Source organism: Caulobacter sp. UNC279MFTsu5.1 (assembly GCF_900114015.1).
Lineage (GTDB): Bacteria > Pseudomonadota > Alphaproteobacteria > Caulobacterales > Caulobacteraceae > Caulobacter.
Window position 1 is genome coordinate 39,667 of sequence record NZ_FORN01000034.1, and the last position, 24,822, is coordinate 64,488.

24 protein-coding genes, 1 tRNA gene and 1 pseudogene are annotated in these 24,822 nt (G+C 69.6%); 9 read left to right on the top strand and 17 right to left on the bottom strand.

The features are described 5' to 3' along the window. Positions 1-18 precede the first annotated feature (18 nt). Both BM066_RS26060 and BM066_RS17705 read left to right on the top strand, forming a co-directional pair. Positions 19-648, top strand: coding sequence for a hypothetical protein (locus BM066_RS26060; RefSeq protein ID WP_143093757.1), 630 nt, complete (start codon positions 19-21; stop codon positions 646-648). A gap of 97 nt (positions 649-745) precedes the next feature. Then, positions 746-2,953: a beta propeller repeat protein gene (locus tag BM066_RS17705; protein ID WP_143093758.1), complete on the top strand. Its 2,208-nt coding sequence runs from the start codon at positions 746-748 to the stop codon at positions 2,951-2,953. Here the strand turns inward: BM066_RS17705 and BM066_RS26065 are convergent. The 4 genes and pseudogenes from BM066_RS26065 to BM066_RS27090 form a co-directional block, all read right to left on the bottom strand. Then, complete coding sequence (locus BM066_RS26065; protein ID WP_143093759.1) at positions 2,902-3,201, bottom strand: hypothetical protein; 300 nt, start codon at positions 3,199-3,201, stop codon at positions 2,902-2,904. The two genes, BM066_RS17705 and BM066_RS26065, sit on opposite strands and share 52 nt — an antisense overlap. 49 nt (positions 3,202-3,250) lie before the next feature. Continuing rightward, positions 3,251-3,676, bottom strand: coding sequence for a GNAT family N-acetyltransferase (locus BM066_RS17710; protein WP_089929747.1), 426 nt, complete (start codon positions 3,674-3,676; stop codon positions 3,251-3,253). A gap of 184 nt (positions 3,677-3,860) precedes the next feature. Continuing rightward, positions 3,861-3,998: a hypothetical protein gene (locus BM066_RS27085; protein WP_255367637.1), complete on the bottom strand. Its 138-nt coding sequence runs from the start codon at positions 3,996-3,998 to the stop codon at positions 3,861-3,863. Between the two features lie 32 nt (positions 3,999-4,030). Then, a pseudogene (locus tag BM066_RS27090) lies at positions 4,031-4,138 on the bottom strand (peptide chain release factor-like protein); the annotation flags it as partial. Between the two features lie 130 nt (positions 4,139-4,268). Between BM066_RS27090 and BM066_RS17720 the strand changes: the two are divergent. Next, positions 4,269-5,069, top strand: coding sequence for a MipA/OmpV family protein (locus BM066_RS17720; RefSeq protein WP_089929748.1), 801 nt, complete (start codon positions 4,269-4,271; stop codon positions 5,067-5,069). Positions 5,070-5,089: 20 nt separating this feature from the next. On the opposite strand, the gene BM066_RS17725 is transcribed toward BM066_RS17720, so the two are convergent. Then, positions 5,090-6,019: a class I SAM-dependent methyltransferase gene (locus BM066_RS17725; RefSeq protein WP_089929749.1), complete on the bottom strand. Its 930-nt coding sequence runs from the start codon at positions 6,017-6,019 to the stop codon at positions 5,090-5,092. A gap of 104 nt (positions 6,020-6,123) precedes the next feature. On the opposite strand from BM066_RS17725, the gene BM066_RS17730 reads away from it, so the two are divergent. Both BM066_RS17730 and BM066_RS17735 read left to right on the top strand, forming a co-directional pair. Further along, complete coding sequence (locus BM066_RS17730) at positions 6,124-6,798, top strand: response regulator transcription factor (RefSeq protein WP_089929750.1); 675 nt, start codon at positions 6,124-6,126, stop codon at positions 6,796-6,798. Continuing rightward, the gene (locus BM066_RS17735) at positions 6,795-8,144 is read left to right on the top strand and encodes a sensor histidine kinase (protein ID WP_089929751.1); all 1,350 of its coding nucleotides are present in this window, start codon (positions 6,795-6,797) and stop codon (positions 8,142-8,144) included. Before BM066_RS17730 ends, BM066_RS17735 begins: the two co-directional genes overlap by 4 nt. A 433-nt stretch (positions 8,145-8,577) precedes the next feature. Here the strand turns inward: BM066_RS17735 and BM066_RS17740 are convergent. From BM066_RS17740 to BM066_RS17760, 5 genes are all read right to left on the bottom strand, one after another. Further along, positions 8,578-8,667: transfer RNA gene (locus BM066_RS17740), tRNA-Ser, on the bottom strand. A 139-nt stretch (positions 8,668-8,806) separates the two neighbouring features. Beyond that, positions 8,807-9,229: a PaaI family thioesterase gene (locus BM066_RS17745; RefSeq protein ID WP_089929752.1), complete on the bottom strand. Its 423-nt coding sequence runs from the start codon at positions 9,227-9,229 to the stop codon at positions 8,807-8,809. Between the two features lie 69 nt (positions 9,230-9,298). After that, positions 9,299-10,141 (bottom strand): MBL fold metallo-hydrolase, encoded by an 843-nt coding sequence (locus tag BM066_RS17750; protein ID WP_089929753.1) that lies wholly within the window; start codon positions 10,139-10,141, stop codon positions 9,299-9,301. A 109-nt stretch (positions 10,142-10,250) separates the two neighbouring features. Next, entirely contained in the window at positions 10,251-10,967 is a 717-nt protein-coding gene (locus BM066_RS17755) for a hypothetical protein (protein WP_089929754.1), read from the bottom strand. A 94-nt stretch (positions 10,968-11,061) separates the two neighbouring features. Then, positions 11,062-12,123, bottom strand: a complete 1,062-nt coding sequence (locus BM066_RS17760) for an RluA family pseudouridine synthase (protein WP_089929755.1) — start codon at positions 12,121-12,123, stop codon at positions 11,062-11,064. 342 nt (positions 12,124-12,465) lie between these two features. On the opposite strand from BM066_RS17760, the gene BM066_RS17765 reads away from it, so the two are divergent. After that, positions 12,466-14,175, top strand: coding sequence for an alkaline phosphatase D family protein (locus BM066_RS17765; protein WP_089929765.1), 1,710 nt, complete (start codon positions 12,466-12,468; stop codon positions 14,173-14,175). A gap of 172 nt (positions 14,176-14,347) precedes the next feature. Here the strand turns inward: BM066_RS17765 and BM066_RS17770 are convergent, their stop codons facing one another. Then, on the bottom strand, positions 14,348-15,013 hold the full coding sequence (locus tag BM066_RS17770) for an O-methyltransferase (protein WP_089929756.1): 666 nt from the start codon (positions 15,011-15,013) through the stop codon (positions 14,348-14,350). Between the two features lie 92 nt (positions 15,014-15,105). Between BM066_RS17770 and BM066_RS17775 the strand changes: the two genes are divergently transcribed. Next, entirely contained in the window at positions 15,106-15,729 is a 624-nt protein-coding gene (locus BM066_RS17775) for a TetR/AcrR family transcriptional regulator (RefSeq protein ID WP_089929766.1), read from the top strand. A 5-nt stretch (positions 15,730-15,734) separates the two neighbouring features. On the opposite strand, the gene BM066_RS17780 is transcribed toward BM066_RS17775, so the two are convergent. From BM066_RS17780 to hisI, 3 genes are all read right to left on the bottom strand, one after another. After that, positions 15,735-16,364 carry a LysE family translocator gene (locus BM066_RS17780; RefSeq protein WP_089929767.1) on the bottom strand — a complete coding sequence of 210 codons (630 nt, stop codon included), beginning with the start codon at positions 16,362-16,364 and terminating at the stop codon, positions 15,735-15,737. Between the two features lie 52 nt (positions 16,365-16,416). After that, entirely contained in the window at positions 16,417-17,226 is an 810-nt protein-coding gene (locus BM066_RS17785) for a hypothetical protein (protein WP_089929757.1), read from the bottom strand. A gap of 160 nt (positions 17,227-17,386) precedes the next feature. Beyond that, positions 17,387-17,788, bottom strand: coding sequence for a phosphoribosyl-AMP cyclohydrolase (gene hisI / locus BM066_RS17790; RefSeq protein WP_089929758.1), 402 nt, complete (start codon positions 17,786-17,788; stop codon positions 17,387-17,389). Positions 17,789-17,830: 42 nt separating this feature from the next. Between hisI and BM066_RS17795 the strand changes: the two genes are divergently transcribed. Beyond that, a complete protein-coding gene (locus BM066_RS17795) occupies positions 17,831-18,661 on the top strand; it encodes a DUF817 domain-containing protein (protein ID WP_089929768.1) in 831 nt (276 codons plus the stop codon). Between the two features lie 125 nt (positions 18,662-18,786). Here the strand turns inward: BM066_RS17795 and BM066_RS17805 are convergent, their stop codons facing one another. Then, a complete protein-coding gene (locus tag BM066_RS17805; protein ID WP_089929760.1) occupies positions 18,787-20,316 on the bottom strand; it encodes a UbiD family decarboxylase in 1,530 nt (509 codons plus the stop codon). 134 nt (positions 20,317-20,450) lie between these two features. On the opposite strand from BM066_RS17805, the gene BM066_RS17810 reads away from it, so the two are divergent. Beyond that, positions 20,451-22,283 carry a DUF4153 domain-containing protein gene (locus BM066_RS17810; RefSeq protein ID WP_255367638.1) on the top strand — a complete coding sequence of 611 codons (1,833 nt, stop codon included), beginning with the start codon at positions 20,451-20,453 and terminating at the stop codon, positions 22,281-22,283. Here the strand turns inward: BM066_RS17810 and BM066_RS17815 are convergent. Continuing rightward, entirely contained in the window at positions 22,280-24,082 is a 1,803-nt protein-coding gene (locus BM066_RS17815) for an ABC transporter ATP-binding protein (protein WP_089929761.1), read from the bottom strand. The genes BM066_RS17810 and BM066_RS17815 overlap by 4 nt on opposite strands. A gap of 46 nt (positions 24,083-24,128) precedes the next feature. Then, positions 24,129-24,419, bottom strand: a complete 291-nt coding sequence (locus BM066_RS17820; RefSeq protein WP_089929762.1) for a DUF454 family protein — start codon at positions 24,417-24,419, stop codon at positions 24,129-24,131. Positions 24,420-24,822 lie beyond the last annotated feature (403 nt).

The following is a 24,822-nucleotide window of genomic DNA, read 5'->3' on the forward strand; positions in this document are numbered from 1 at the left end:
GCCGGCGCCAGGGCGGGGATGCTCCAGATCGTTCGTCGTCGATGGCGGGTCTTCTCGGCGGCTCAAGCTGGCGGGGCGTTCGCGGGCGGGGCTTGGCGGCGGATATCGGCGGGAGCGTGGAAGGGGGAAGCGGCCCTGGACCTGCAGGTCCTAGCCAACATCGCACGCGGAGCCCGGCCCGGGATCGCAGCGCCAAACGGCAGGCGCGCGACGCTGTCCTACGACAGCACCAGCTTCACCTATGTGATGATGGACGGCGCCATTGTCGTCTTCCTCAAATCCCTGGCCAACTCCTGCACGTCAAAGGCTGACAGCGGACACGTGAGCACCATCATCCGTCCGTCTGGCTTCAACTACTACGCCTACAACCTTTGCATCCCGAGCGGCCAGGACTGCACCAACGTTCCCGCCCACGGGTTGCTCTCGGTGGCGAGCAGTCTCGGCTATCAAATTCGCTATCCCTGGACGACCCCGACGGCCGCCGACAGAAAAAATGGCAAGTCATTTTTATTAGTGGAAGCTTGCGCCTCGTTTCTGGCGAGATGCGGATGGCGTGCCGGGTCAGTTCTCGCCAAGAAGTCGCGAAAAACCGGCCTCGCGATAAACGTGAAGATCATCGCTCTCCCGCACGCACGCGATTGGTATTGATTTTATATATGTTATTTGGTTTTGGTATTGCAATTAACAGTCCACGCGACCGCGCAACGAACACGGCGCGGATCAAGGCGTGAAGGGGGGAATTGCTATGAAGATCCGGGCTCTCGGCGCCGGCTTGGCCGCCGCCGCGACGACTTTCTGCTTGGCCAACGCGGCCAACGCGGCGGACGCGGCCTACAGCTGGCGCACCGTACCGTGGGGCGGCGGGGGTTATGTCGACGGCTTCGTTTATCACCCGAAGGTCAAGGACCTCCTCTACACCCGCACGGATGTCGGCGGCGCCTACCGTTACGATTTCGCCGCCAAGCGCTGGATCCCGCTGCTCGATAGCCTGAGCCACGCCGAGGGGGACCTGGCCGGCATCCTCAGCATCGCGGTCGACCCCAATGATTCCAACAAGCTCTACCTGGCGTGCGGACTCTATCTGGGACAGTGGGCCCGCACCGCGGCGGTGCTGCGCTCGGACGACCGGGGCGCGACCTGGAACAAGACCGAACTGACCATCCGGCTCGGTGGAAATGCCGACGGGCGCGGCGCGGGCGAACGCCTGCAAGTCGACCCGAACCTGGGCGACGTCCTGTTCCTCGGCTCCAACGAGAACGGCCTGTGGAAGAGCGCGGACGGCGCCAAGACCTTCAGCAAGGCAGGAGGCTTCCCGGGCGCCAACGTGTCCCTGGTGCTGATCGACCCGAACTCCGGCGCCAAGGGCTCGCCCAGCCAGACGATCTATGTGGGGGCGGGTCATGTGGGCGCCGGCGACGACAAGGGCGGCCTCTGGGTCAGCCGGGACGGGGGCGCGAGTTTCGCCCTCGTCCCCGGCGCGCCCCGGCAGACGCCGCAGCACGCGGTGTTCGGCCCCGACGGCTTCCTCTACGTCACCTTCGCCGCCGGCGACGGCAAGTCCAAGTCCGATCTCAATCCCAGTAACGTCGCGGTCGGCGGAGTCTGGAAGATGGACCTCAAGACCGGCAAGGGGAAGGACATCTCGCCCATTCAGCCGATCCTCGGCCAGCGGCAATTCGGCTATTCCGGCATCGACGTCGACCCCGGCCATCCGGGCACGATCGTGGCCTCCACCATCGACCGCTGGTGGCCCGAGCCCGACGATATCTTCCTGTCGAGGGACGGGGGCGCGCACTGGACGGCGCTGCGCGCGAAGTCGCGTTTCGTCACGCGCTTCCCGTGGCGCGAGGGCGAGGTGATGGGCAGCTGGCTTTCCGACGTCAAGCTCAACCCGTTCAATCCGGATGAACTGATCTACGGCACCGGCGGCGGCGTGTGGATGACCCGCAATTTGTCGGCGGCGGACTCCGGCAAGACGGTCGAGTTCGACTTCGCCGACGACAACCTCGAGGAAACAGCGATCATTCAGATGGTGTCGCCGCCGGCCGGCGCGACGCTGATGGCGGCCCTGGGCGACGTGGCGGGGGGGAGCTGGGACGACGTGACCAAGTCGCCGCCGGCCTCCGGGCTCTTCACCGGCCCGAGCCATCGGTCGGTGGATGTGGCCTGGCTGAAGCCCGCCTTCGTTGCGCGCTCGCTGGACGCCAAGCCCTACGGTTTCTATTCCGAGGATGGCGGATTGGCCTGGAAAGCCTTCCCCTCGTCGCCGCCCTACACGCCCCAGGATGCTCAGGGGAACTGGCGCTCCATCGGCAAGCTCGCCGTCTCCGCCGAGGCGACCTCGATCGTCTGGACCATGCCGCGGGACAAGGGCTACTACTCCTTCGACAAGGGCAAGACCTGGACGCCGGCGGCCGGCTGGCCGCAGGACGCCGACGGCAAGGTCGTCCCGGTGGCCGACAGAGCCGTCGACGGGGTCTTCTATGTCCACGACGGCGCGGGCGGGCAGATCCTGATCAGCGTCGACGGGGGCAAGAGCTTCAAACCGGTGATCAAGGGCATTCCTCCCGTCCCCGGTTGGAACGACTCCGAGCTCGCCGTGGTCCCCGGACGCGCGCGCGACCTGTGGCTGGCCGGGCCGTTCGGCCTGCTCCATTCGGCGGAAGCCGCCAAACCGCTGGCCGGCATAAAAGGAGTCGACGAGGCTTGGCACATCGGCTTCGGCAAGGCCCCGCCCAACCAGACCTATCCCGCGGTCTACCTGGCGGGGAAGATCAAGGGCCAGACCGGCATCTGGCGCTCCGATGACGAGGGCAAGAACTGGGTGCGCATCAACGATGATGTCCATCGGTTCAACGACGGCGGCGTGCTCGCCGGCGACCCGCTCGAGTACGGAACGGTCTATGTCGCGCGCGGCGCCGGCGGCATCGTGGCGGGCAAGATCGCGCAATAGCCAGCCGAAAGAGCGCGTCTAGGGCGGGTTGAGATTTCTGTGAATCGGTGGATTCCCAAATCGGCCGAGGTCTGATTCAAGCTTATGACAAGGGTCACTTCGAGATCTTGCCGGATTTGTATTCCGAGATCCTTGGTGGCCTGCAGGGTCTCCAACTGCAAACCGATTACGCGGTTTAGCTTCGCATTGATCTCCTTGAGTTCGGCGGTCTGGCCAAAGCCGTTGTAGGCGCTGATCGCGCCGAACACCCCGGAACCCACGCCTGCGGTCGCGGCTATGTCCACGACCGGCGGCAGGTCAGAGCTTGTAGGAGAACATCACAATCGGCTCGGCCGTGGCGCCCCGACTTTCGTAGAGGGCGAGAGCGGCATTGTTCTCGGTGTCCGTAACGATCCACGCCTGGCGGCATTCCAGCGTTTTGCCCCATGCCAACACTTCGTCGACAAGGCGTCGCGCCACACCACGTCGCTGGAACGGCGGAGCCACGCCCAGATTGTCGATGTAGACGTCCGATGCTTGATCGGGGTGGCGGTGAACATAGGCCGCGACCTGGCCGATAACCTGCTTTCCGCAAACCGCGATGATCATCAGGTGCCCCGGCGACTCCAAATAGGTTGCAAGCCGTTGGGCGTTAATTTCCTCGTCGAAGACCTCTTCCGCGATGTTCTCAAGCAGCCCGGCGGTATCTCGCGTGAGGCGACACGTTGTGATCACTTCCGGCATCGCTCTGGGAATCCAAATGTAGGGGGCGGCAAGATGTTAGGCGACCTCGCATCGACTGCAACCCGACCTGATGAACGGCTGCAACGGATGGTGAGCGGCCGAAGGCGTCGGGCCCAGGATCGGAAGCGGCTCCGGTTGGAAGGGGTGGGCGAAATTCGCAGGATTTCGCCCACCCCGTTTGGGTTCAGGTCGCCGATTTCGGCGTGAAGCGGACCCCCTTGTAGGTTCTGACAGGATTGCCGCGCTCAAGTTGCTGGTGGAGGCTCCATTGCGATCGGCGGGCCTTGTCGCGTGACGCGGCCCGCTGTTCTTCGATCATCATGGCGAGTTTCAGTCGCGCCAGCTTGCGGTGGCGTGCTGCGAGCGCTGTTCTTGCGCGGTGGCGACCAGACCGGTGGGGCGGTGGGTGGCGCGAACGGCGCTATCGGTCTTGTTGACATGCTGGCCGCCCGGACCGCTGGCGTCGGTGTCGCTCGGCGCCCTTCGGCGGCGCAGACGAAATCTTCGACCTCCCGCCGGCGCCCCCGCGCAACCTCCGTAGGCTATCCGCCATCGGTCACCGGGTCTTCCAGCGGCTTGATCGAGGGGTGCGATGCGTCGGCGTCAAATGGGATTCGTGGGGGGCCTTTCGGCCTTGATCGTGCAGGTGGGGCCGGCCCTTGCGGCTCCCGCCGCCAGTGACGCGCCGCTGCAGGTGGCGGTCGGGGCCGGGGCGCTCTATCGCCCGGACTACCCAGGCTCGGACGACTACAAGGTCCGGCCGCTCCCCTTCGTCGTGCTTCGCTACGAGCGGGCCGGCTATACGATCGTGGTGGGCGGCGGGGGCGCCGTGGTCGACGTCGCGCGCGACCCCCGCCTCGTGTTCGGGCCGCTGCTACACTATCGACTGGGACGCCACGACGTCTCCGACCCCGTCGTGCGGAAGCTGCCGGAACTGGATGATGCGGTCGAGGCGGGCGTCCGTCTCACATACAGTGGCGACCTTGGCGGCGGCCGCCTCGTCGCCGGCGTCGACTACCTGCACGACGTCTCCGGGACCCACCAAGGCCAGACCCTGCAGGCCAGCCTGTCCTTCGAGCGGCCGCTGTCGCCGCGGGTGGTGCTCGGGGCGCGGGGTGCGTTGACCTACGCCGATCGGGACTTCATGCGCAGCTACTATGGGGTCGACGGCCGCGCGGAGCCCAGCGGCCTGCCCCGCTACGCACCGGACCCGGGCCTGCAGGCGGGAGAGGTGGGCTTGAGCCTGCGCTGGAGCTTGGACCCTCGATGGAGCGTGATCGGATCGGCGGCCTACGAGCGCCTGATGGACGAGGCCGCGGGGAGCCCGCTCGTCCGGCTGCGAGGATCCAGGAACCAGACCAGCCTTGCGCTGGGCGTGGTCCGGCGATTTTGAGGCTGGCGCCGGCGACCCGATCATCGGGCGATCACGTCCGCGGCGGGCCGGCTGACGGGCGCACCGAGGAGGAGCGGCGGCTTGACGGCGCAGGTCATGAGGTACAGCCGCTTTCGTGCGGCGAACGCCTCGAACTTCGCGCTGCCCTCGACCGCCGCATAGCTGCGCAGGTCGGTCTCAAACGCCAGCCTGAGGAACCACGGCGCCCGTCGGCGGATCAGCGCCAGGCGCCGCGGGGTGTCCGCCCGGCAGGCGGCCACCACGTGCTCGGTGATGTCACGCCAGTCGCCCTGCAGGCCGGCGGCCCGCATCGTGGCGGCGACGCGTTCGGCCTCCTCGGCCCGGCGCGTATCGCAGTAGAGCAGGACCCCGCCCGGGCGCAGGACCCGGCACACTTCCTGGAAGAAGCCAGCGAAGTCCCCATAGTCGTTGGAGGCCTCCACATTGACCACGACGTCGAACACGCCGTCGGGGAAAGGCAGGGCGAGCGCCGATCCGCGCACGAACGTCAGACCCGGGACGTCGCCGTGCAGGCGGCGGCAGGCGGCGATCGCCTGTTCCGAGGCGTCCAGTCCGATCGCCTTCAGCGGAGAGGGCCAGAGGCGGGCCAGATGCGCCAGTCCCCCGCCGCGACCGCAGCTCACCTCGAGGAGGTCGGTGGTCCGACCCGGGCCGCCCCGTGCGCGCAGCAGAGCAAGGAGCTCGGCGTACATCTGCAACTGATGGCGCTCGGGCGCGTCGCCGTCGGCTGGGGCGAAGCCGTAGTTGTTGGTGGCGACCTCGCCCCAGTCGAGCCCATAGAACAGGTTCCAGAGCCGATCCCTGGCGGCTCCGCCGCGTCGTCGACGCAGGCGCACCGCGTGGCGCAGGAGCCGCGGCGCGGCCAGGACGGCCAGCACAAGGGCCGCGAGGACGGCGGCGGCGGGGGTGGGCAGGGACAGGTTGGCCATGGGAGGGCTCCGTTCGACAGGACGGCGACCCGCCTACGCGCCCAAGGTTGTGCTAGGGTGCGCCCGCGCCGATCCTTCCCTGCTCCTGACGGTCGTCCGCCCGCATGACACGCATCCTGTTGATCGAGGACGAGCCCGAGATGGCGGCGCTTGTGGCCGCGAACCTCGCCAAGGCCGGATTCCTGGTGGACCGCGCGGGCTCGCTCGAAGAGGCGCGCCACATCCTGGCCATCGCCGAATACGGCCTGGTGCTGCTCGATCGCGGGCTCCCGGACGGCGACGGGGTGAAGCTCCTCCCCCTCATCCGGACCCTTCAGCCTGGGACGCCGGTGATCGTGCTCACCGCGCGGGATGAACTCGACGAGAAGGTGGGAGGCCTCGACGCGGGCGCGGACGACTACCTCACCAAGCCCTTCTTCACCGATGAACTCATGGCGCGCATCCGCGCGGCCCTGCGGCGGCCCGGCGCGGAGCCGGCGCCCCGGATCATCTGCGGACGCCTCTCCTTCGCGCCCGATCGGGAGGAGCTGTTCGTCGGGGACGCGCCGCTGCTTCTGAAGCGGCGCGAGCTGCTGGCGCTGAAGGCGCTCATCCGCCGGGCGGGGCGCGTGGTCCAGCGGCACAGCTTGCTCGAGGCCGTATACGGCCTCGACGACGAGATCCAGCCGAAGTCGCTGGACGGGCACGTCTCGCGCCTGCGCAAGCGGCTCGCGGCGCTCGAGGCCGGCGTCGTGATCCATCCCGTCCGCAACGTGGGCTATCTCCTGAGGGCGGTATGAGGCGGTTCTCGACCTCGCTCGGGGGGCGCCTCATCGCCTGGTTCATCGCCATGCAATCGCTGCTGGCCATCGTGGTGATCGCCCTGAAGTTCGTGTTGTCGCCCCAGCCCGGGGACCAGTACGCATTCGCGCATCTGAACGCCGCGAACCTGGTCGTCCGCTCGCTGGAGGCCGGTCCGGGAGGGGCGCCGCGGATCGGCGACACGGCCACGCTGCGCGCATTCCGGCATGACCGCCCGCAGGTGCGCTTGGCCGCGATCCACGCCGGCCAACCGCTTGCCGGCTCGTCCAGGGACCTGGTGGACGCCCTCGAGATGCAGGGCCTGCCCCGTTTCGCCAGCGCCACCTTCGCCTTCACGCGAGGGCCGCTCGCCGGATCGATGGTCGTCGCCACCGCCGAGCGCACCCGTTGGGGCGAGGTCACCGTCGTCAGCACGGGCAACCGCTTCCGGCTCGCGGACCTGCCGGCCCTTGCGGCGCAAACGGGCGGTAATGTCCTGCGCGTCATGGCCATCGTTCTGCTGGGCTCGATCCTGATCGTGCCGCTGGTGATCCGCAGGGCGCTGGAGCCCCTCGAGCGGGCCTCTGCCCAAGCGGCGCAGATCGACCTGCGCACCCGCCAGATGCGGCTGCCAGAGGGCGTCGGGGTGCCAAGCGAGCTGGTGTCGCTCGTCCGTTCCATCAACATGGCTCTCGCGCGTCTCGACGAAGGCTTCAGCCGCCAGCAGCGCTTCGCGGCCCAGGCGGCGCACGAAATGCGGACCCCGCTGGCGATCCTCGCGGCGCGCGTCGACAGTCAGCCCGAGAGCGAACTCACCGCCGCGCTCCGGCGCGACGTGGAGCGGATGCGGAGCCTGGTGGACCAGCTTCTGTTCGTGGCGCGGCTCGAGCGCGGGGACGTACCGCTCGAGGAGCCCCTCGATCTCGTGGCCCTGGCCCGAGACGTGGTGGCGGACTGCACGCCCCTGGCGCTCGCCGAGGGACGGGACCTGGCTCTCGTTCCGATGGTGACGCGGCTGCCGACCCGTGGGGGCGTCGCCGTGCTGGAGAGCGCGCTCACCAATCTGGTGCGAAACGCGACCCGCGCCGAGCCGCCTGGCGGGACCGTCGAGGTGCGGGTGACATCGGCCGGGGAGATCCATGTGATCGATCACGGCGGCGGTGTCGCCGACGAAGACGGGCGGAGGATCTTCGAGCCTTTCTGGCGACGGGAGCACCGGACCCCCGGCGCGGGGCTCGGCCTCACCATCGTTCAGGAGGCCATGGCCGCCCACGGCGGCGCGGTGAAGGTGGGGCGAACGCCAGGTGGCGGCGCGACCTTCACGATGCTTGTGCCGATCCGCTGAGCCGGCGGGGGAGCAATGGGTCGGGGAACAGGGGTTCGACTTCGAACGTCTGGCGGGGTCGCCGGAGCGGGCGGCGGAACTTCGGGGCTTTGCGCTAGCGGCCCTGGAGAGGGGGACGCCTTCACGGTGGCTGTATCCGTTGCTAATGGCGTTGCGCCCGAGTGCGCCGTTTCCCACCAAAGGATGGTCACTCTGGCGCTTCAAGGCATGACGACGCCGAAGGCCCAAACCTATTTTCGCGAGATGTACCGGGAAATGGAACCCAAGCTCGTGACTTCGGCCGCGCTGAAGTACCGCGCCTTCCGACGATCGCCCGCCGGCCAAGAAAAATAACCCGACAATGGCCCCGTGTCGCCAACGGGCGCGGGACTGCTACTCCAGTTGTAGGAGGGTGTTCGCCAGCGGCGAACTATCTAATAAAATCAATGGGTAGTGGCGGAGAGGGTGGGATTCGAACCCACGGTGCCCTTCCAGGCACGCCGCATTTCGAGTGCGGTACATTCGACCACTCTGCCACCTCTCCAGGGGGTCTTCGCAGGCCGCCCGGGGGCGCGCCTTGAGTGAGGGCGGGATACCTAGCGGCGTCGCCCGAAGAGCGCAAGAGCCTGTGACAAGCTTTTGTGTCGTGGGACGCGGTTTCCGACGCGCCGGCCCGGCGGGCCTCAGGTTTTCGGATAGAGAACCATCTGGGTGCAGCGGAAAAGCGCGATGGTCTTGCCGGTGGCCTCGGCGGTGACGATCGCGTCCCAGACCTGGGTGTTGCGGCCGCCGTGGACCAGGCTGGCCTCGCAGGCCACGCCGCCGCCCTCGCGCACCGTGCCCAGGAAGTTGGACTTCAGCTCGATGGTGGTGAAGCCGCTGGCGCCGTCGGGCAACGACACCACGCAGCCGTAGCCGCAGGCGCTGTCGGCCAGGGCGATGACGCTGGCGGCGTGCAGGAAGCCGTTGGGGGCCATGTGATGCTTGGCCACCGTCATGCGGCCGACGACGCGGCCCGGGACCGCTTCCTGCCATTCCAGGCCCAGCAGGCCCGGCAGGTTGTCGGCCTGGGCGGCGGTCAGTTCAGCGCTCTTGTCTTCGGCCACGGCGGCGTCTCCCGATTATTCGCGTGCGAAGCATCTAGGCGTGACGGCTAGGGCAAGGCAAGTGGGTTTTTAAATAGAACTGATATCGACGGGTTGGAAGCGCTTGCCGTCCTCGCCTTCGGGCGGCAGGCGGAAGGCGCGGACGCCGACCTGCAGGGCCGGGGCGGCCAGCGGGCCGGGCGCGGCCGGGACGGCGGCGCGGCGGGCGACGAAGGCCTCGGCCGGCACGGCGTCGCCGGCGTCGATGTTGCGGGCCTTTTGGTCGGCGACGGTGGTGTTCCAGGCGTCGGCGGCCGCGCCGGTCCGGCCGACCAGCAGGCGGGTTTCGGGCGGCAGGCCCAGCAGCCGGCGGGCGGCGGCGTGCTGGCCGGCGGCGTCGGCGCCCGGGGCGGCGCTGTCGTCCAGGCCCTGGTCGGGCGGCAGCAGGGCCGAGCCGGCGAAGACCACGTCGCCGACCTGGTAGGCCGTGGCCCCCGGCAGGCGGCCGGGCAGGGAGATGGCGGTGATCTCGATGCCGCCCATCGGCAGGGACTCGCCGTCCTGGGCCAGCTTGTCGAAGTCCCAGCCGTCCAGGTCGACGCCGTCGCCGCCCAGCACCGGGACCAGGCGCTTGAGGCTGTCCAGCACCGGGGCGCCGATGCAGATCGAGGCGCCGGTTTCGTATTTCAGGTGGCCGGCCGCCGACAGGTGGTCGGTGTGCAGGCCGGTCTCCAGGATCCAGGTCGGGCCCAGGTCCCTGGCGCGGACGTCGGCGATGATGGCGTCCATGAAGCGGGTGTCGACGGCCTGGGTCAGCGGGTCGTAGTCGAGGACGGGGTCGACGAACGCGCAGAGCAGGGTGGCCGGGTCGGCGATCAGATAGGTCACCCGCCCGGTGGCGGGGTGGTGGAAAGCGGTGATGTCCGGCTGCATAGATCGGTCCGATGACGCCCTGAGGCGGGCACCTTGACCGCAAGCTCTTAAGTATCGGCGAACAAGGCCGGCCCGTTCGGCCCCGAGACGATAGGTCTCAGGGGCGGACCTACGGGCGTTCGGCGGCCGCCGCGCAGCTCTTGTCGCCACGCATCTGGGTCACCCAGACCGGCTCGACATAGCGGTCGCCGTCGCGGAAGCCGGGCGCGCAGCCTTCCGGCGTGTCGGACCGGCTCCGCCCGCCGCCGCCGCGCATGTCCAGCGACAGGGCCAGGGACTGGGAGGTCCCGCCGCGCGGCCCCCAGCCGTAGCCGTATCCGCCGCCATAGCCGCCATATCCACCGTAGCCGCCGTATCCGTAGCCGCCGTGCTTGCCGAAGTCGGTCTGGCTGACGGCGACGCCCAGGGTGCCGGTTTCGCCGATCGGGATCAGGCTGGAGACATAGCCGCTGCGATAGCCGCCGGTGCCGACGCTGACGCCGACCTCGCCGTGGACCTGGCGCTTGCCGTCCTTGTCCAGCGGATAGCCGTTCACGTCGAGGTCCGCGCGCGGCGCGTAGTTGATCGGACCGCCCTGGACCGGCGGCGCGTCGGCCATCCAGGCGGAGAGCGGGTCGACGGCGGCCGGTTTGGCGCGTTCGGCTGCGTCGCGGGCCTGGGCGTCGGCCTTGGCCTTCTCCAGCTCGGCCTCGGTTGGGGGGCGGGTGGCGCGCGAAGCGGCGGTGGTCACGACCTCGTCGTCGGCCGAACGGGCGAGCGCCGCGCCGGGCAGGGCCAGCGGCAGGGCCAGGAGAGCGGCGGCGAGGGCGATGCGGGACGCGAACATGGACGAAACCTCCGACCCCGCCACAGTGGGCCCGGTCTGTAACCGAATTAGGGCCTGAATGTATCGGCCAGGCAAGGTCTAGCTGGGGACCACGTCACAGGGCTTCAAGGGCGGCCTCCAGCGCGGCCATGTCGGGGGGCAAGGGGGTCTCGAACCGCAGGGTCTGGCCGGTGATCGGGTGGACGAAGCCCAGCACCGCGGCGTGCAGGGCCTGGCGGGTGAAGCCGATCTGGGTCAGCGCCGCCTTGACCGGTGCGGCCGGGGCGCCGGCCCCGTAGACGGGGTCGCCGAGGCAAGGACTGCCCTTGCTGGCCATGTGCACGCGGATCTGGTGGGTGCGGCCGGTCTCCAGCCGGCAGGCGACGCGCGCGGCCACCGGCTTGTCCGGCGAGCCGAACGTCTTCTCGACGCGATAGTGGGTGACCGCCTCGCGGCCGCCGGTCTTCAGCACCGCCATCTTCTTGCGGTCATGCGGCGAGCGGCCCAGGCGCGTTTCGATCGTGCCGACCGCCGGATGCGGCGCGCCGCGGGTCAGGGCCAGGTACATGCGGTCGATGTCGTGGGCCGCGAACAGGGCCGACAGCCCCTGGTGGGCGGCGTCGGTCTTGGCCGCCACCATCACGCCGGAGGTTTCCTTGTCCAGCCGATGGACGATGCCCGGCCGCGCCACCCCGCCGATCCCCGACAGGCTGGCCCCGCAATGGAACAGCAGAGCGTTGACCAGGGTGCCGGTCTCGCAGCCGGGACCGGGGTGGGCGGCCATGCCCGGCGGCTTGTCGACGACGATCAAGTGGGCGTCCTCGTAGAGCACGCTGAGGGGGATGTCCTCGGGCTCCGGCTCGGCGGCGACCGGCGGCGGGACCCGCACATGGTAGACGCCGGCCGGGGCCTTGGCCTTGCCGTCGGTCATCGGCCGCGGGTCGCGGCCCTCGACGACCAGCGACACCTGGCCGGCGGCGATCAGGGCCTGCAGGCGGGCGCGCGACAGCTCCGGCGCGGCGGTCGCCAGGGCCTTGTCCAGCCGCTGGCCGGCCAGGTCCGGACCCAGCGCGATCCGCACGACCTCGCCGCCGACCCCGGCCTCCGCATCGGGAAGGTCCAGGTCGTCGATCTCGTCGTCGACGAGCGGCGCGGTCGGGTCGGGCGGCGGGATCAAGGCGTCTTCATGTCTCGGTCAGGGGGATGTCGGTATCGCCGACCTCGCCCGCGGCTAACGGCTCAGGTTCAAGCCTTGCGTCCGAAGGGGATAGTCGATGCGCGCCTTCCGCACCACCTTGCTCATGGCCGCCGCCGGCGGCGTCCCGAGCTTCATCGCCGGCAACCCGCGCCATTACGGCGCGACGTTCTCGCTGCGACGGTAGGGGTGGACACGGCCGGGACATGCGCATGCGCGTGTCCCCACGGCTTTGGCTGGACAGGCGTCGTCATCCTGCTGTTGTCTCCGGGGGCTAACGCACGAGAACGCCAAGCGGCGCGGCGAATCCCCGGGGAGTTGAGCATGACCATCGACAGACGCAGGGCCCTGGCCCTCTTCGGCCTGGGCGGCGCGGGCGCGGCCGGCGAGGCCGTTGCGGCCAAGCCCCGGACCTATTTCGCCGGCCGGGCCGCGTTCCTGCACGGCGCCGCCTCGGGCGATCCGCTGGAGGACCGGGTGGTCTTGTGGACCCGGATCACGGCCGAGGCGACCACCGCCCCGATCGCCGTGCGCTGGGACGTGGCCACGGACCCGGGCTTCAAGGCCATCGTCCGCCAGGGCCAGGCCACGGCGGTGTCGGCCCGCGACTATACGGTCAAGGTCGACGTCACCGGCCTGAAGCCGGCGACGGACTATTTCTACCGCTTCCGGTACGTGAGGAACGGCAAGCCGGTCGGCAAGGGCGTCGGCGGCCGCACGCGCACCCTGCCCAAGGGCCAGGTCCGCGACGTGGTCCTGGCCGTGGTCTCGTGCAGCCTCTATCCGAACGGCTATTTCAACGCCTATGACGCCGTCGCCAGGCTGCCGCGCGTCGACGCGGTGCTGCACCTGGGCGACTATATCTACGAGTACGGCGCCGCGCCCGACGACTACGGCATGGCCTCGCCGACCGCCCGGACCCGCGTGCCCGACCCGCCGCGCGAGCTGCTCAGCCTGGACGACTACCGCCGCCGCCACGCCCTCTACAAGACCGACCCGGCCCTGCAGGCCGCCCACGCCCGCGCGCCGTGGATCGTGGTCTGGGACGACCACGAGACCGCCGACAACAGCTGGATCGGCGGGGCCGAGAACCACCAGCCCGCCACCGAGGGCGACTGGGCCAAGCGCAAGGCGGCCGGCATCAAGGCCTATTACGAGTGGATGCCGATCCGCGAACCGGCGGCCGGGACCCTGCCCGAGGCCTCCTGGCGCCGCTTCCAGTTCGGCGACGTCGTCACCCTGCTGATGACCGAGACCCGGCTGACGGCCCGCACCCACCAGCTCGATTATGCCCATGACCTGCCGATCAAGGACGGCAAGCCCGACGTCGCCGCCTTCGTGGCCAAGCTGAACGATCCCGATCGCCGGATGATGGGCCAGGGCCAGGAGCAGTGGCTGGCGCGCGAGGTCGACGCCTCGATAAAGGCCGGCACGGCCTGGCAGGTGCTGGGCAACCAGGTGGTGATGGCCCGGGTGGTCCCGCCCGACCTGAAGGCGGCCATGGGCGAGGCGGCCTACGGCGCCCTGCTGGCCAAGCTGCCCGCCTATGTCGCCAAGCCGGTCGAACAGGGCCGCGGCCTGTCCCTGGCCGGCTTGCCCGGCAACCTGGACGCCTGGGACGGCTATCCGGCCGACCGGACCCGGGTCCACGACATCTTCAAGGCCTACAAGGCCCGGCCGATCGTGCTGTCGGGCGACAGCCACGCCTTCTGGGCCAATGAACTGTGGGACGACGCGGGGGCCACGCGGGTGGCGGCCGAGTTCGGCGTCACCTCGGTGACCTCGCCCGGCTACGGCGACTACCTGCCCGGCGCGCCGCTGGACCAGGCCTATGCGGCGCGCAACAAGGAGGTGAAGTTCACCGACCAGAGCGCCAAGGGCTTCCTGCTGCTGACCCTCGAGCACGGCCGGGCGACGGGCGAGCTGATCGCCGTGTCGACGATCCTGGACCCCAAGTACGAGACCCGGGTGCTGAAGCGGTTCGTCGTGACGCCGGGGGACGGCGGGGGCGTGAAGGCGCTGGCGGAGGGGTAGGGGCGCGCTGGACCCGGAGCCCGCCTGACGTTGTCATCCCGGACGAGCGCGCAGCGCGAAGATCCGGGACCGGGGAGTGGACTCGGAGCTTCCGGCGGTCCCGGGTCTCCGCTTCGCTACGCCCGGGATGACAACCGATCTTGGGGCTGAAGCCCTGGGCTTGCCGCCGCCCTCAGCCCAACCGCATGGACAGCTCGACGTCCTCGGCGAACGGCGTGGACAGATAGCCCGCCGCCGGCGAGCGCACGCGCGCCAGATAGTCGGGCGCGTAGTCGGCGTTGTCGGCGACGATCAGGGCGCCGGGCCGCAGGCGGCTTTCCAGCAGGTCCAGGATTTCGGGATACAGCGCCTTGGCGCCGTCCAGCAGGACCAGATCGATCGTCTCGGGCAGATCGACGGCCAGGGTTTGCAGGGCGTCGCCTTCGCGGATTTCGACCAGGTCGATCAGGCCGCCCGCCGTCAGGTTGTCCCGGGCCCGCGCCACCTTGGAGGGTTCGAACTCGCTGGTGATCAGGCGCCCGCCGCCGTTGTCGCGCAGGGCCGCGGCCAAGTGCAGGGTCGAGATGCCGAACGAGGTCCCGAACTCGACGATCGTGCGGACCTTGGCGCCGCGTGCCAGCATGTAGAGCAGGACGCCGGTCTCGCGCGAGACGGCCAGGGGCATGTCCTTCATCTGGCCATAGAAGTCGACATAGTGGGTCTTGCTGCGCATCAGGCGGGCGAGGTCCTCGGGCGTGAGGGCGGCCGCGGCGGGCAGGTCCATCGGCGAGGTCTCGTCGGCCTGCGCGAACAGGCGCTCCAGCAAGGGCGCCAGCGGGGTGGTGGTCAGGGTGTTCATCGGTATTTCCAGTGCAAAAGCGCGTGTCGTTGCGCCGGACAAAAAATGCGACTAATCCGTCAGGTTTCCTATTCGCATTGCCCGCGCACGCCATGACCGATCGCCCAAGCCACCGGATTTCCTCACGAAAGCAGCCTCGCCAGGCCCGCTCCAACGACCTGGTGGCGGCGATCCTGCAGGCGGCTGTTCAGGTTCTGGCCACGGAGGGCGCGGGGCGTTTCACCACGGCGCGGGTGGCCGAGAAGGCCGGGGTCAGCGTCGGCTCGGTCTACCAGTACTTCCCGAACAAGGCGGCGATCCTGTTTCGGCTGCAGAGCGACGAATGGCGCCAGACCACCGACCTGCTGCGCGCCATCCTGGCCGACGTCGCGCGGCCGCCCCTGGATCGGCTGCGGACCCTAGTTCACGCCTTCGTCCGCTCCGAATGCGAGGAGGCGGCCATGCGCGTGGCGCTCAGCGACGCGGCGCCGCTCTATCGCGACGCGCCCGAGGCCCAGGACGCCAAGGCGGCGGGCGCCGACATCGTCCAGGGCTTCATGCGCGAGGTGCTGCCCGGGGCCTCCGAGGCGACGCGCGTCCTGGCCGGCGACCTGATCAAGGCCACGCTCAGCCAGGTGGGCAAGGCCTTCTCGGAAAGTCCCCGGACGCCCGCCGAGATCGAGGCCTATGCCGACGCCATGGCCGACATGTTCCAAGCCTATCTGCGGAGCTTCTAGCGACCCTAGCGTCGCTCCAGCGCGATCCGCACGCCGAACGCCACGAACACCCCGCCGGTGGCCCGGTCCAGCCAGCGGACGACGCCGGGCTTTCTCAGCGCCTTGGCGATCGGGGCGGTGGCCAGGATCAGGCCGCCGGCCCAGATAAGGCCCATGACCACGTGGATCGCGGCCAGCAGCAGGCCGAAGGCGGCGGGGCTGGCGCCGGCCGGGACGAACTGCGGCAGGAAAGACACGTAGAACACCCCGACCTTGGGGTTCAGCAGGTTGTTCCAGAAGCCCTTGGCCAGGGCCGCCACCAGGCCGCCCGAGGGCGCCGCCGCGCCCGCCCCGGTGTCGAAGCGCTCGCGCGGCTTGCGTAGCGGGGCGACGCCCAGCCAGACCAGATAGGCCGCCCCAGCCCATTTCAGGATCGTATAGGCGGCGTGCGAGGCCACCAGCAGGGCCCCGGCCCCGAACGCCGCCGCCGCGCCCCAGGCCAGGCAGCCCAGGCCGATCCCGATCGCCGTGGCGGCCGCGCGCCGCCAACCCTCGGCCGCGGCCGTGCGCAGCACCAGGGCGGTGTCGAGGCCGGGCGTGATGGTCAGCAGGCCGGCGGCGAGGCCGAAGGCGATCAGGGCTTGAGAAGTGGTTATGGGGCGGTGGTCATCAGGCTTTGTCGGTCGCCCCACGCCCCGGCGCAAGCCGTCAGCCCGTGATGTGGCCGATGGCGGCGGCCGCCGCCTGCCAGGCCGGCGATTCCGCGACCTGGACCTGGGTGGCGTGCAGCAGCACCATCAGCCCTCCGCCGATCAGATAAACCGGGTGGGGCCGGCCCCGGGTGCGCCAGTCCACCCACATGGCGACCAGCAGCAGGATGTCGCCGATCAGCGCCGGCGGAACGGCGACGAACACCGGCGGGACGAACATCGCCGGCAGGCCGGACGGCGGCGCGGCCGGGGGCGGCGGGGCCGACGGCGCCAGGAGGGTCAGGAACCAGCGGGCGATCGGCGCGCCCAGCAGCGAGATCGTGGCCAGCAGCAGCAGGCGTTTATGGATTTCCGGCCGCTTGACGTAGACGATCGCCAGGGCGAACGCCCCGATGAAGAAGGCGATCTCGCCGATGCTCACCCAGGCGAAGGCGCGCACCCCGTGCGCCAGGCCCGCCGGCTGGCCGGGCAGCGAGGCCTGGGAAATTCGCCACGAGACGATGGCGGTGACCACGAACACCATGGCGGTGGCGATGGACACGCCCAGCACGCCCCAGGTGCGGTGGGCCAGGGTCTTGCCCTGGGCCACCAGCCAGGTCTGGGTGCAGAAGAACGCCATCCAGGCGAACAGCACCAGGCCGTGGATATGCACCAGTGGCGGACCCTTGAACCGGCCCTGCACCATCGGCGCGAAATAGGTCGGCACGAAGCCGAGCACCGCGATGGCCAGGCACGTCAGCGCCATGGCGAAATAGAATTGCCGCGAGACGCTCGCTCGCGCGCCGGTTTGCAGAGCTGCTTCGGCCATGTGTCGCCCCCTCGAAGTCCCCGGGGTGACGATGCCACAGATCGGGCCGTGCGCAAGACTGGCGGAACGACGTTCTTCGGGCGCGTTCTTGACGCGGTCTGCACGGTCCCTGGCCGCCGGCTTCACGCGGGCGGGCCAGGCTGGAGCGATGAGAAGCGCCCTAAGCCTCGCGCTCGACCAGCGCGCCGTTTTCCCAGACGCGGTAGAAGCACGAGCGGAAGCCCACGTGGCAGGCGCCGCCGTCGCCTTGCGGGCGGACCTTGATCAGCACGGCGTCCTGGTCGCAGTCGATCCGCAGTTCGGTGACGACCTGCAGTTGGCCGCTGGTCTCGCCCTTCTTCCACAGGGCGTCGCGCGAGCGGCTGAAATAGTGGGCGATCCCGGTGTCGAGGGTCAGCTTCAGGGCCTCGTCGTTCATCCAGGCGAACATCAGGATCTCGCCGGTGTCGGCGTGCTGGGCGATGGCCGCCACCAGGCCGTGGGCGTCGAAGCGCGGGGCGATGGCGGCGCCGCGCTCCAGGGCGGTCTTGTCGGCGGCGGGCGGGAAGATCGAGGAGGTCATGGACGCACATATGGCGCCCCTGGGCCGGGCTTCAAAGCGTGGATCAAGGACCGGGTCACGGCCTTCGACGCCGCGGTTCGGCCCTGGGCCGAGCGCTCGCGGATCAACGGCTGGGCCCACGAGTTCCTGCTGTTCGGCCTCAAGCAGGCCTGGGCCTGCCTGTTCGGCGGGCTGATGCTGGCCCTGATCGTCGGCACGCACCTGGTCTGGCCCAAGGACGCGGCCCTGGCCCGCTACGATTTTCTGGTGCTGGCCTCGCTGGCCATCCAGGTCAGCCTGCTGGCCCTGAAGCTGGAGCGCCGGGACGAAGCGGCGGTGATCGGGGCGTTCCACGTCGTCGGCACGGCGATGGAGATGTTCAAGACCGCCCACGGCGCGTGGATCTATCCCGAGCCCGGCCATTTGAAGATCGCCGGCGTGCCGCTGTTCAGCGGCTTCATGTACGCCTGCGTCGGCAGCTACATCGCCCGGATCTGGCGGCTGATGGACTTCCGGTTCGTGCGCTATCCGCCGATCTGGACGACCTGGGTCCTGGCGGTCCTGGCCTATCTGAACTTCTTCACCCACCACTATGGGCCGGACATCCGGGTCGGTCTGTTCGCGGCCTCGGCGGTGCTGTTCGGCCGGACCTTCGTGGTGTTCACGGTGGACCGGACGCCGCGTCGCATGCCGCTGCTGCTGGGCTTCGTCCTGGTGGCCCTGTTCATCTGGCTGGCCGAGAACCTGGGCACCCTGGCCGGCGCCTGGGCCTATCCCAGCCAACGCCACGGCTGGACCATGGTGTCGCCCGCCAAGCTGGGCGCCTGGTATCTGCTGATGCTGCTCAGCTACGTGCTGGTGACCGCGGTGCATCGGCCCAAGAGGGCGGCGTGATGCGTTGGCGCCTGCCCCCTCCGGCCCTCCGGGCCACCTCCCCCAGAGGGGGAGGATCTGATCGCGCCAGATGCTCCCCCTCTGGGGGAGCTGTCGCGGAGCGACTGAGGGGGTCCTCCCACGCCTTACTTCCAGATCGGCTTGCCATCCCCCGGCAGCCCCAGCCGGGCCCACTTCTCGCTGACCGCGTCGATCACCGCCTGGTCCATGCGGATCTCGTTCCCCCATTCGCGATGGGTCTCGGGCGGCAGCTTGTCGGTGGCGTCCAGGCCGATCTTCGACCCCAGGCCGCTCTCGGGACTGGCGAAGTCGAGATAGTCGATCGGGGTGTTCTCGATCACCGTGATGTCCCGCGCCGGGTCCATCTTGGTGCTGATCGCCCACATCACGTCCTTCCAGTCGCGGGCGTCGATGTCGTGGTCCACGACGATCACCCACTTGGTGTACATGAACTGGCGCAGATAGCTCCAGACGCCCAGCATCACCCGCTTGGCGTGGCCGGGATAGGCCTTCTTCATCGACACCACGGCGATGCGGTAGGAACAGCCCTCGGGCGGCAGCCAGAAGTCGACGATCTCCGGGAACTGCTGGCGGATCAGCGGGATGAACACCTCGTTCAGCGCTTCTCCCAGCACGGACGGTTCGTCCGGCGGCCGGCCGGTGAAGGTGGTCAGGTAGATCGGGTCCTTGCGCATGGTGATCGCCGTCACCTGGAAGACCGGGAACCTCTCGACGCTGTTGTAGTAGCCGGTGTGGTCGCCGTAGGGGCCTTCGTCGGCGTACTCGTCGAGCAGGACGTGGCCCTCGAGGACGATCTCGGCGTGGGCCGGCACCATCAGCGGCACGGTCTTGGCGGGGACCAGGTCGACCTTGGCGCCGCGCAGCAGGCCGGCGAACTGGTATTCGCTGAGCGTATCGGGCACGGGGGTCACGGCGGCCAGGATCGTGCCGGGATCGGCGCCCAGCACGGCGCAGGCGGGCAGGGGCTCGCGGTTGCCGGCCTTCTTGTGCCGCGCATAGTGCTGGGCCCCGCCGCGATGGGCCAGCCAGCGCATGATGCAGCGGTCCTTGCCCAGCACCTGCATGCGGTAGATGCCCAGGTTGAAGTCGTCCTCGCGGTCCTTGCCCGGACCCTTGGTGACTACCAGCGGCCAGGTGATCAGCGGCGCCGGCTCGCCCGGCCAGCAGGTCTGGACCGGCAGTTTCGACAGGTCGATCTGGTCGCCGGTCAGGACCACTTCCTGCACCGGGGCCTTCTTCACCGTGCCCGGGCGCATGGCCATCACCGTCTTGGCCAGGGGCAGCATGTCCAGGGCGTCCTTCAGGCCCTTGGGCGGCTGGGGCTGGCGCAGGAAGGCCAGCAGTTCGCCGACCTCGCGCAGCTCGCCGGCCGTGGTGCGCGGCTCGCCGCCCAGGGTGACGCCCATGGCCACGCGCCTGACCGTGCCGAACAGGTTGGCCAGGGCCGGCATCGGCGAGCGCGAACCGTCGGGCAGGAGCACGTTCTCGAACAGCACCGCCGGCCCGCCGGTCGCCAGCAGGCGCGTCTGGATCTCGGTCATCTCCAGCACGGTCGAGACCGGTTCGGTCACCCGCACCAACTCGCCCTTCGCCTCGAGGACGTCGATGAATTCGCGAAGCGAGCGATAGGCCATGCGGGCGGACTCCTGAACGGCGCGGAACCTAGAGGCCGCCCCGTCCCCCGGCAAGGTCGCGCCCGAAAGCTTCGCCCTAGGCGCCGCCCGCGCGGCGTGATCTCTGACTCCACGACATTCGAGGTTGCAGCAAGATGACCGACGCCCAGAACGAGACCGCCCCGTCCGATCCCCGCGCTATCCGCCGGGCGACGATCATCCGCCTGGCCACGGGGCTGGCCCAGGGCCTGCTGCTGTACGGCCTGTATCAGGCCGACAAGTCCAAGGTCTGGCCCGCCACCCAGCGCGAGCTCTACGCCGCCCTGCTGCTGGCTTTCATCTTCGCGCCGTTCGTGGTGCTGGCCGGGGTGTCGGCCCTGCGCTGGCGGACCCTGGCGATCTGGAAGGGCGTCGCGGCCCTGGTCGCCGCCGGCCTCGGCGCCTATGGCGTGTGGAGCGGCGATCCCGCCGCCACCGGCGTCAACGGCCTGGGGCCGCAGACCTTCCTGGGCGTCGCCGCCCTGGTCTTCATCGGCCACCACCTGGTCCAGCCGGCCGATATGGAACGGCGATGGATCGCCCGCTTCGCGACCTATTTCGACGTCACCTGGAAGCACGGGGTGCAGGGGGTGCTGTCGGCGGGCTTCACCGGGGCCTTCTGGCTGCTGCTGTTCCTGGCCTCGGCCCTGTTCAAGCTGATCGGCGTCGACGCCATCGAAAAGCTGATCCAGCGCGAGTGGTTCATCTTCCCCGCCACCGCGGTGATGTTCGCCGCCGCCGTCCAACTGACCGACGTGCGTTCGGCCCTGGTGCGCGGCGTGCGCACGGTGGCCCTGACCCTGCTGGCCTGGCTGCTGCCGCTGATGGCCCTGATCGCCGCGGCCTTCCTGCTGACCCTGCCGTTCACCGGCCTGGAGCCGCTGTGGAAGACCAAGAGCGCCACGGCCATCCTGCTGGTCGCCGACGCCTTCCTGATCCTGCTGACCAACGCCGCCTACCAGGACGGGACCGAGAAGACCGCCGTGGTGCTGAAATGGGCCGCGCGGCTGGCCGGGGTGCTGCTGGTTCCGATCACGGTATTGGCGGCCTATGGCCTGTCCTTGCGGATCGGCCAGTACGGCCTCAGCCCCGACCGCATCATCGTCGCCGCCTGCGTTCTGGTCGCCGCCGGCCACGCCGTCGGCTACGCGGTGGCCGCCGTGCGGCCGGGCGCCTGGATGAAGACCCTGGAAGCGACCAACATCGCCATGGCCTTCGTCGTGATCGCCGTCTTGCTGGCGCTGTTCACGCCGGTGGCCGATCCCCGGCGGCTGTCGGTGGAAAACCAGGTGGCGCGGCTGGAGAAGGGCAAGGTGAAGGCGATGGATTTCGACTTCCGCTTCCTGCGCTTCGACGCTGGGCGCTACGGCCAGAAGGCGTTCGAAGCCATGAAGCACAGTCCGAGGGCCGACGTCCGCGAGGGGGCGAAGATCGCCGCCCTGCTGAAGAGCCGCTACGACAGGCCTTGGGAAGACCGGCCCGCCCGGACACAGGACAAGACCAACCGGAAAATCCTGGCCAAGCTCGAAATGCTGCCGGCCGGTGCGGTCCTGCCCCAGGAGTTCGCCGCGCAGTTCACGGCGCCAGGGGCGATCCCGCTGGGCTATTGCTCGGACTCAGATGACGCGTGGTGCATCGGCACGCTGCGCCAGATTGACGGCGCGGGCGCGCCCGAGCTTCTGCTGTCGGACGGACGCGAGATCGTCATCTATCGTAAGGCCGTCACGGGCAAGTGGGAGGAGTACGCCGTCGCCGACCTGTCCAACTGCCCGACGTTCAACATCCGTGACGTCTTCGCGGGCGGCCGCCTCAAGGCCCTGCCGCCGTCGCTTCCGGATCTGGAGATCGCGGGCGAGAGGTACCACCTGACCCTCGGTCCGATGGGCTGCGAGCAAAAGGATCCGCCGCCGGCGGTGCTGGCGCCGCCGCCAAAGGGGGTAAAGCCCTAGCCGACGCCCTCGCTGACCGCATTCAGCCGCGCATACACGCCCCCCGCCGCCTTCAGCTCGCCGTGGCGGCCTTCCTCCACCACCCGGCCGTTCTGGAAGACCAGGATGCGGTCGGCGCCGCGCACGGTCGACAGGCGGTGGGCGATGACGATGGTGGTGCGGCCGTGCATCAGGGCCTCGGCGGCTTCCTGCACCTGGCCCTCGGTCTCGACGTCGAGCGAGGAGGTGGCCTCGTCCAGCACCAGGATCGGGGCGTCGGTCAGGAAGGCGCGGGCGATGGCCACGCGCTGGCGCTCGCCGCCCGACAGCTTGATCCCGCGCTCGCCCACCAGGGTGTCGTAGCCCTGGGGCAGGCGCAGGATGAAGTCGTGGGCGCGGGCCTTCCTGGCGGCGGCGACGATCTCCTCGTCGGTGGCGTCGGGCCGGCCATAGGCGATGTTCTCGCGCAGGATGCGGTGGAACAGGGCCGGGTCCTGCGGCACCACGGCGATGGCGCGGCGCAGGGAACCCTGGGTCACGTGGGCCACGTCCTGGCCGTCGATGAGGATCCGGCCACCCTGCAGGTCGTGCAGCCGCTGGACCAGCTTGACGAAGGTCGACTTGCCCGAGCCCGTCGGCCCGACCAGGGCCACCCGCTCGCCGGGCGCGATCTCCAGCGAGAAGTGGTCGTACAGCGGCGCGCCGGCCGACTTGTAGCGGAAGGTCACGTCCTCGAAGGCGATGGCCCCGGGGCCGCGCTGGAACTCGGGCGCGTCCGGGGCGTCGGCGATCTGCGGGGCCAGGCCCTCCCAGGCGGCCAGGTCCTCGGTGTCGTCCAGGCCCTTCTGCAGCATGCGGATGTTCTCGCCCATGTTGCGCAGGTAGCCGCTCATCAGCATGAAGGCGGTGATGGCGAAGGCCACGTCGCCGGGCGTCGCGGTCCCCCGGCTCCAGGCGTGGATCATCGCCGCCGTCAGCCCGCCCTGCAGCAGCACCAAGAGCAGGTTCTGGCCCAGCCAGACGTCGGTGAACTTGTTCCAGGTGACCATCACCGCCTGGCGCCAGGCGGCGGTAGCTTGGGCGATCTGGGCGCTCTCGCGGGCCTCAGCGCCGAAGCTCTTGACCGTGGGGTTGGAGGTGACGGCGTCGGCCAGGCTGGCGCCGATCCGCGAATCCAGGGCGTTGGACTTCAGGTTGAAGGGGCGGACATAGCGGGCGGTCACCACCAGGTTGACGGCGATGTAGGCGGCCACGACGACCAGGGCCACGGCCCCGGCCAGGGGCTGGCGCAGCAGCAGCATCACCGACAGTCCGACCAGCACGATCAGGCTGGGGGCCAGCCAGATGGTCACCGCGTCGGTGACGCTGTCATAGCCCCACATGGCGCGGGTCAGCTTGCGCACCGTCGCGCCGGCGAAGCTGTCGGCGTGCCAGTCGGACGAGAAGGCCTGGACGCGGGCGTAGCCCTCGTTGGTCATCTCCTCCATGTTACGGGCCGCCAGCGGGATCCAGAACCGCATGGCCAGGTTGCGGATCAGCGAGAAGCCCAGATAGACCCCGACGAAGGCCGCCCAGGCGACCCAGGCCGCGTCGACGGCCGACGGGCCTTTGCTCCCCCCTCGAGACACCACGTCGATCAGCCGGCCCGAGGCCCAGGGCAGGGCCAGGTCGAAGCCGATGGCCAGCAGGGTCAGGCCGACGCCGGCCGCGAACAACCCCTTCCGGCGCAGCCAGAAGCGCGCGATGAACCCCAGCACCCGGGCGTTGCTCAGGGCGCGGCGCCGTCCGCCGTCCTCGTTGTCGTCGATCTCGTCGGCCATGGTGGAGCACAGATAGGGGCTCCACACGCGCGGCGCGAGCGGCGGTTCAAGCCTGTTTGGAAGTGTTGCCCCGGCGCCGCGCTCCGCCGAACGGCCGCCAGCGCAGGTACCAGCGGATGGCCGGTCCGACGATCGGCGTACGCAGCAGCGGCCGCACCGCGTGGGGCCGGGTCTTCAGGAAGCACATCACCGCCCCGATCCAGAACACCGTGGTCGGCAGGCCGGGCGTGACGATCCCGACGGCGCCGGTGGCGAACAGGGCCGCGCCCAGGCCGTCCAGCGCCCAGTGGACCGGGCGGGACAGGCGCTTGCGGGGCGGGCGGCGGGCGGCGGTCATGAGGCTTGAATGTGGGGGAGGAAGAGCCAAACGGGAAGGCGCTGTCTTGAACCCTCTCCCAGAGGGAGAGGGAGGGACCCGCGACGAAGTCGTGGGAGGGAGAGAGATTACGCCCTGTCCGATTTCTCGCCGACGCCCTGCCGGCGCGCCGTCAGACGGTTTAATCCCTCACCCTCCCAAGCTTCGCTTGGGCCCCTCCCTCTCCCGCTGGGAGAGGGTTCGAAAGGCGTCTGTCCTTGGCGGATAGCCAACGAAGATCAATGATTTCAATACCCTGAATTTTCTCGACCCCAATCTGTCCTCACCCCCTCAGACCGGCCGCATACTGCTTGCACCTGAAGGCATGGGGAGGGCGCACGTACGGCGACCGATGCGGCCTTCGGGGGTGGACGAGCGGGAAGGC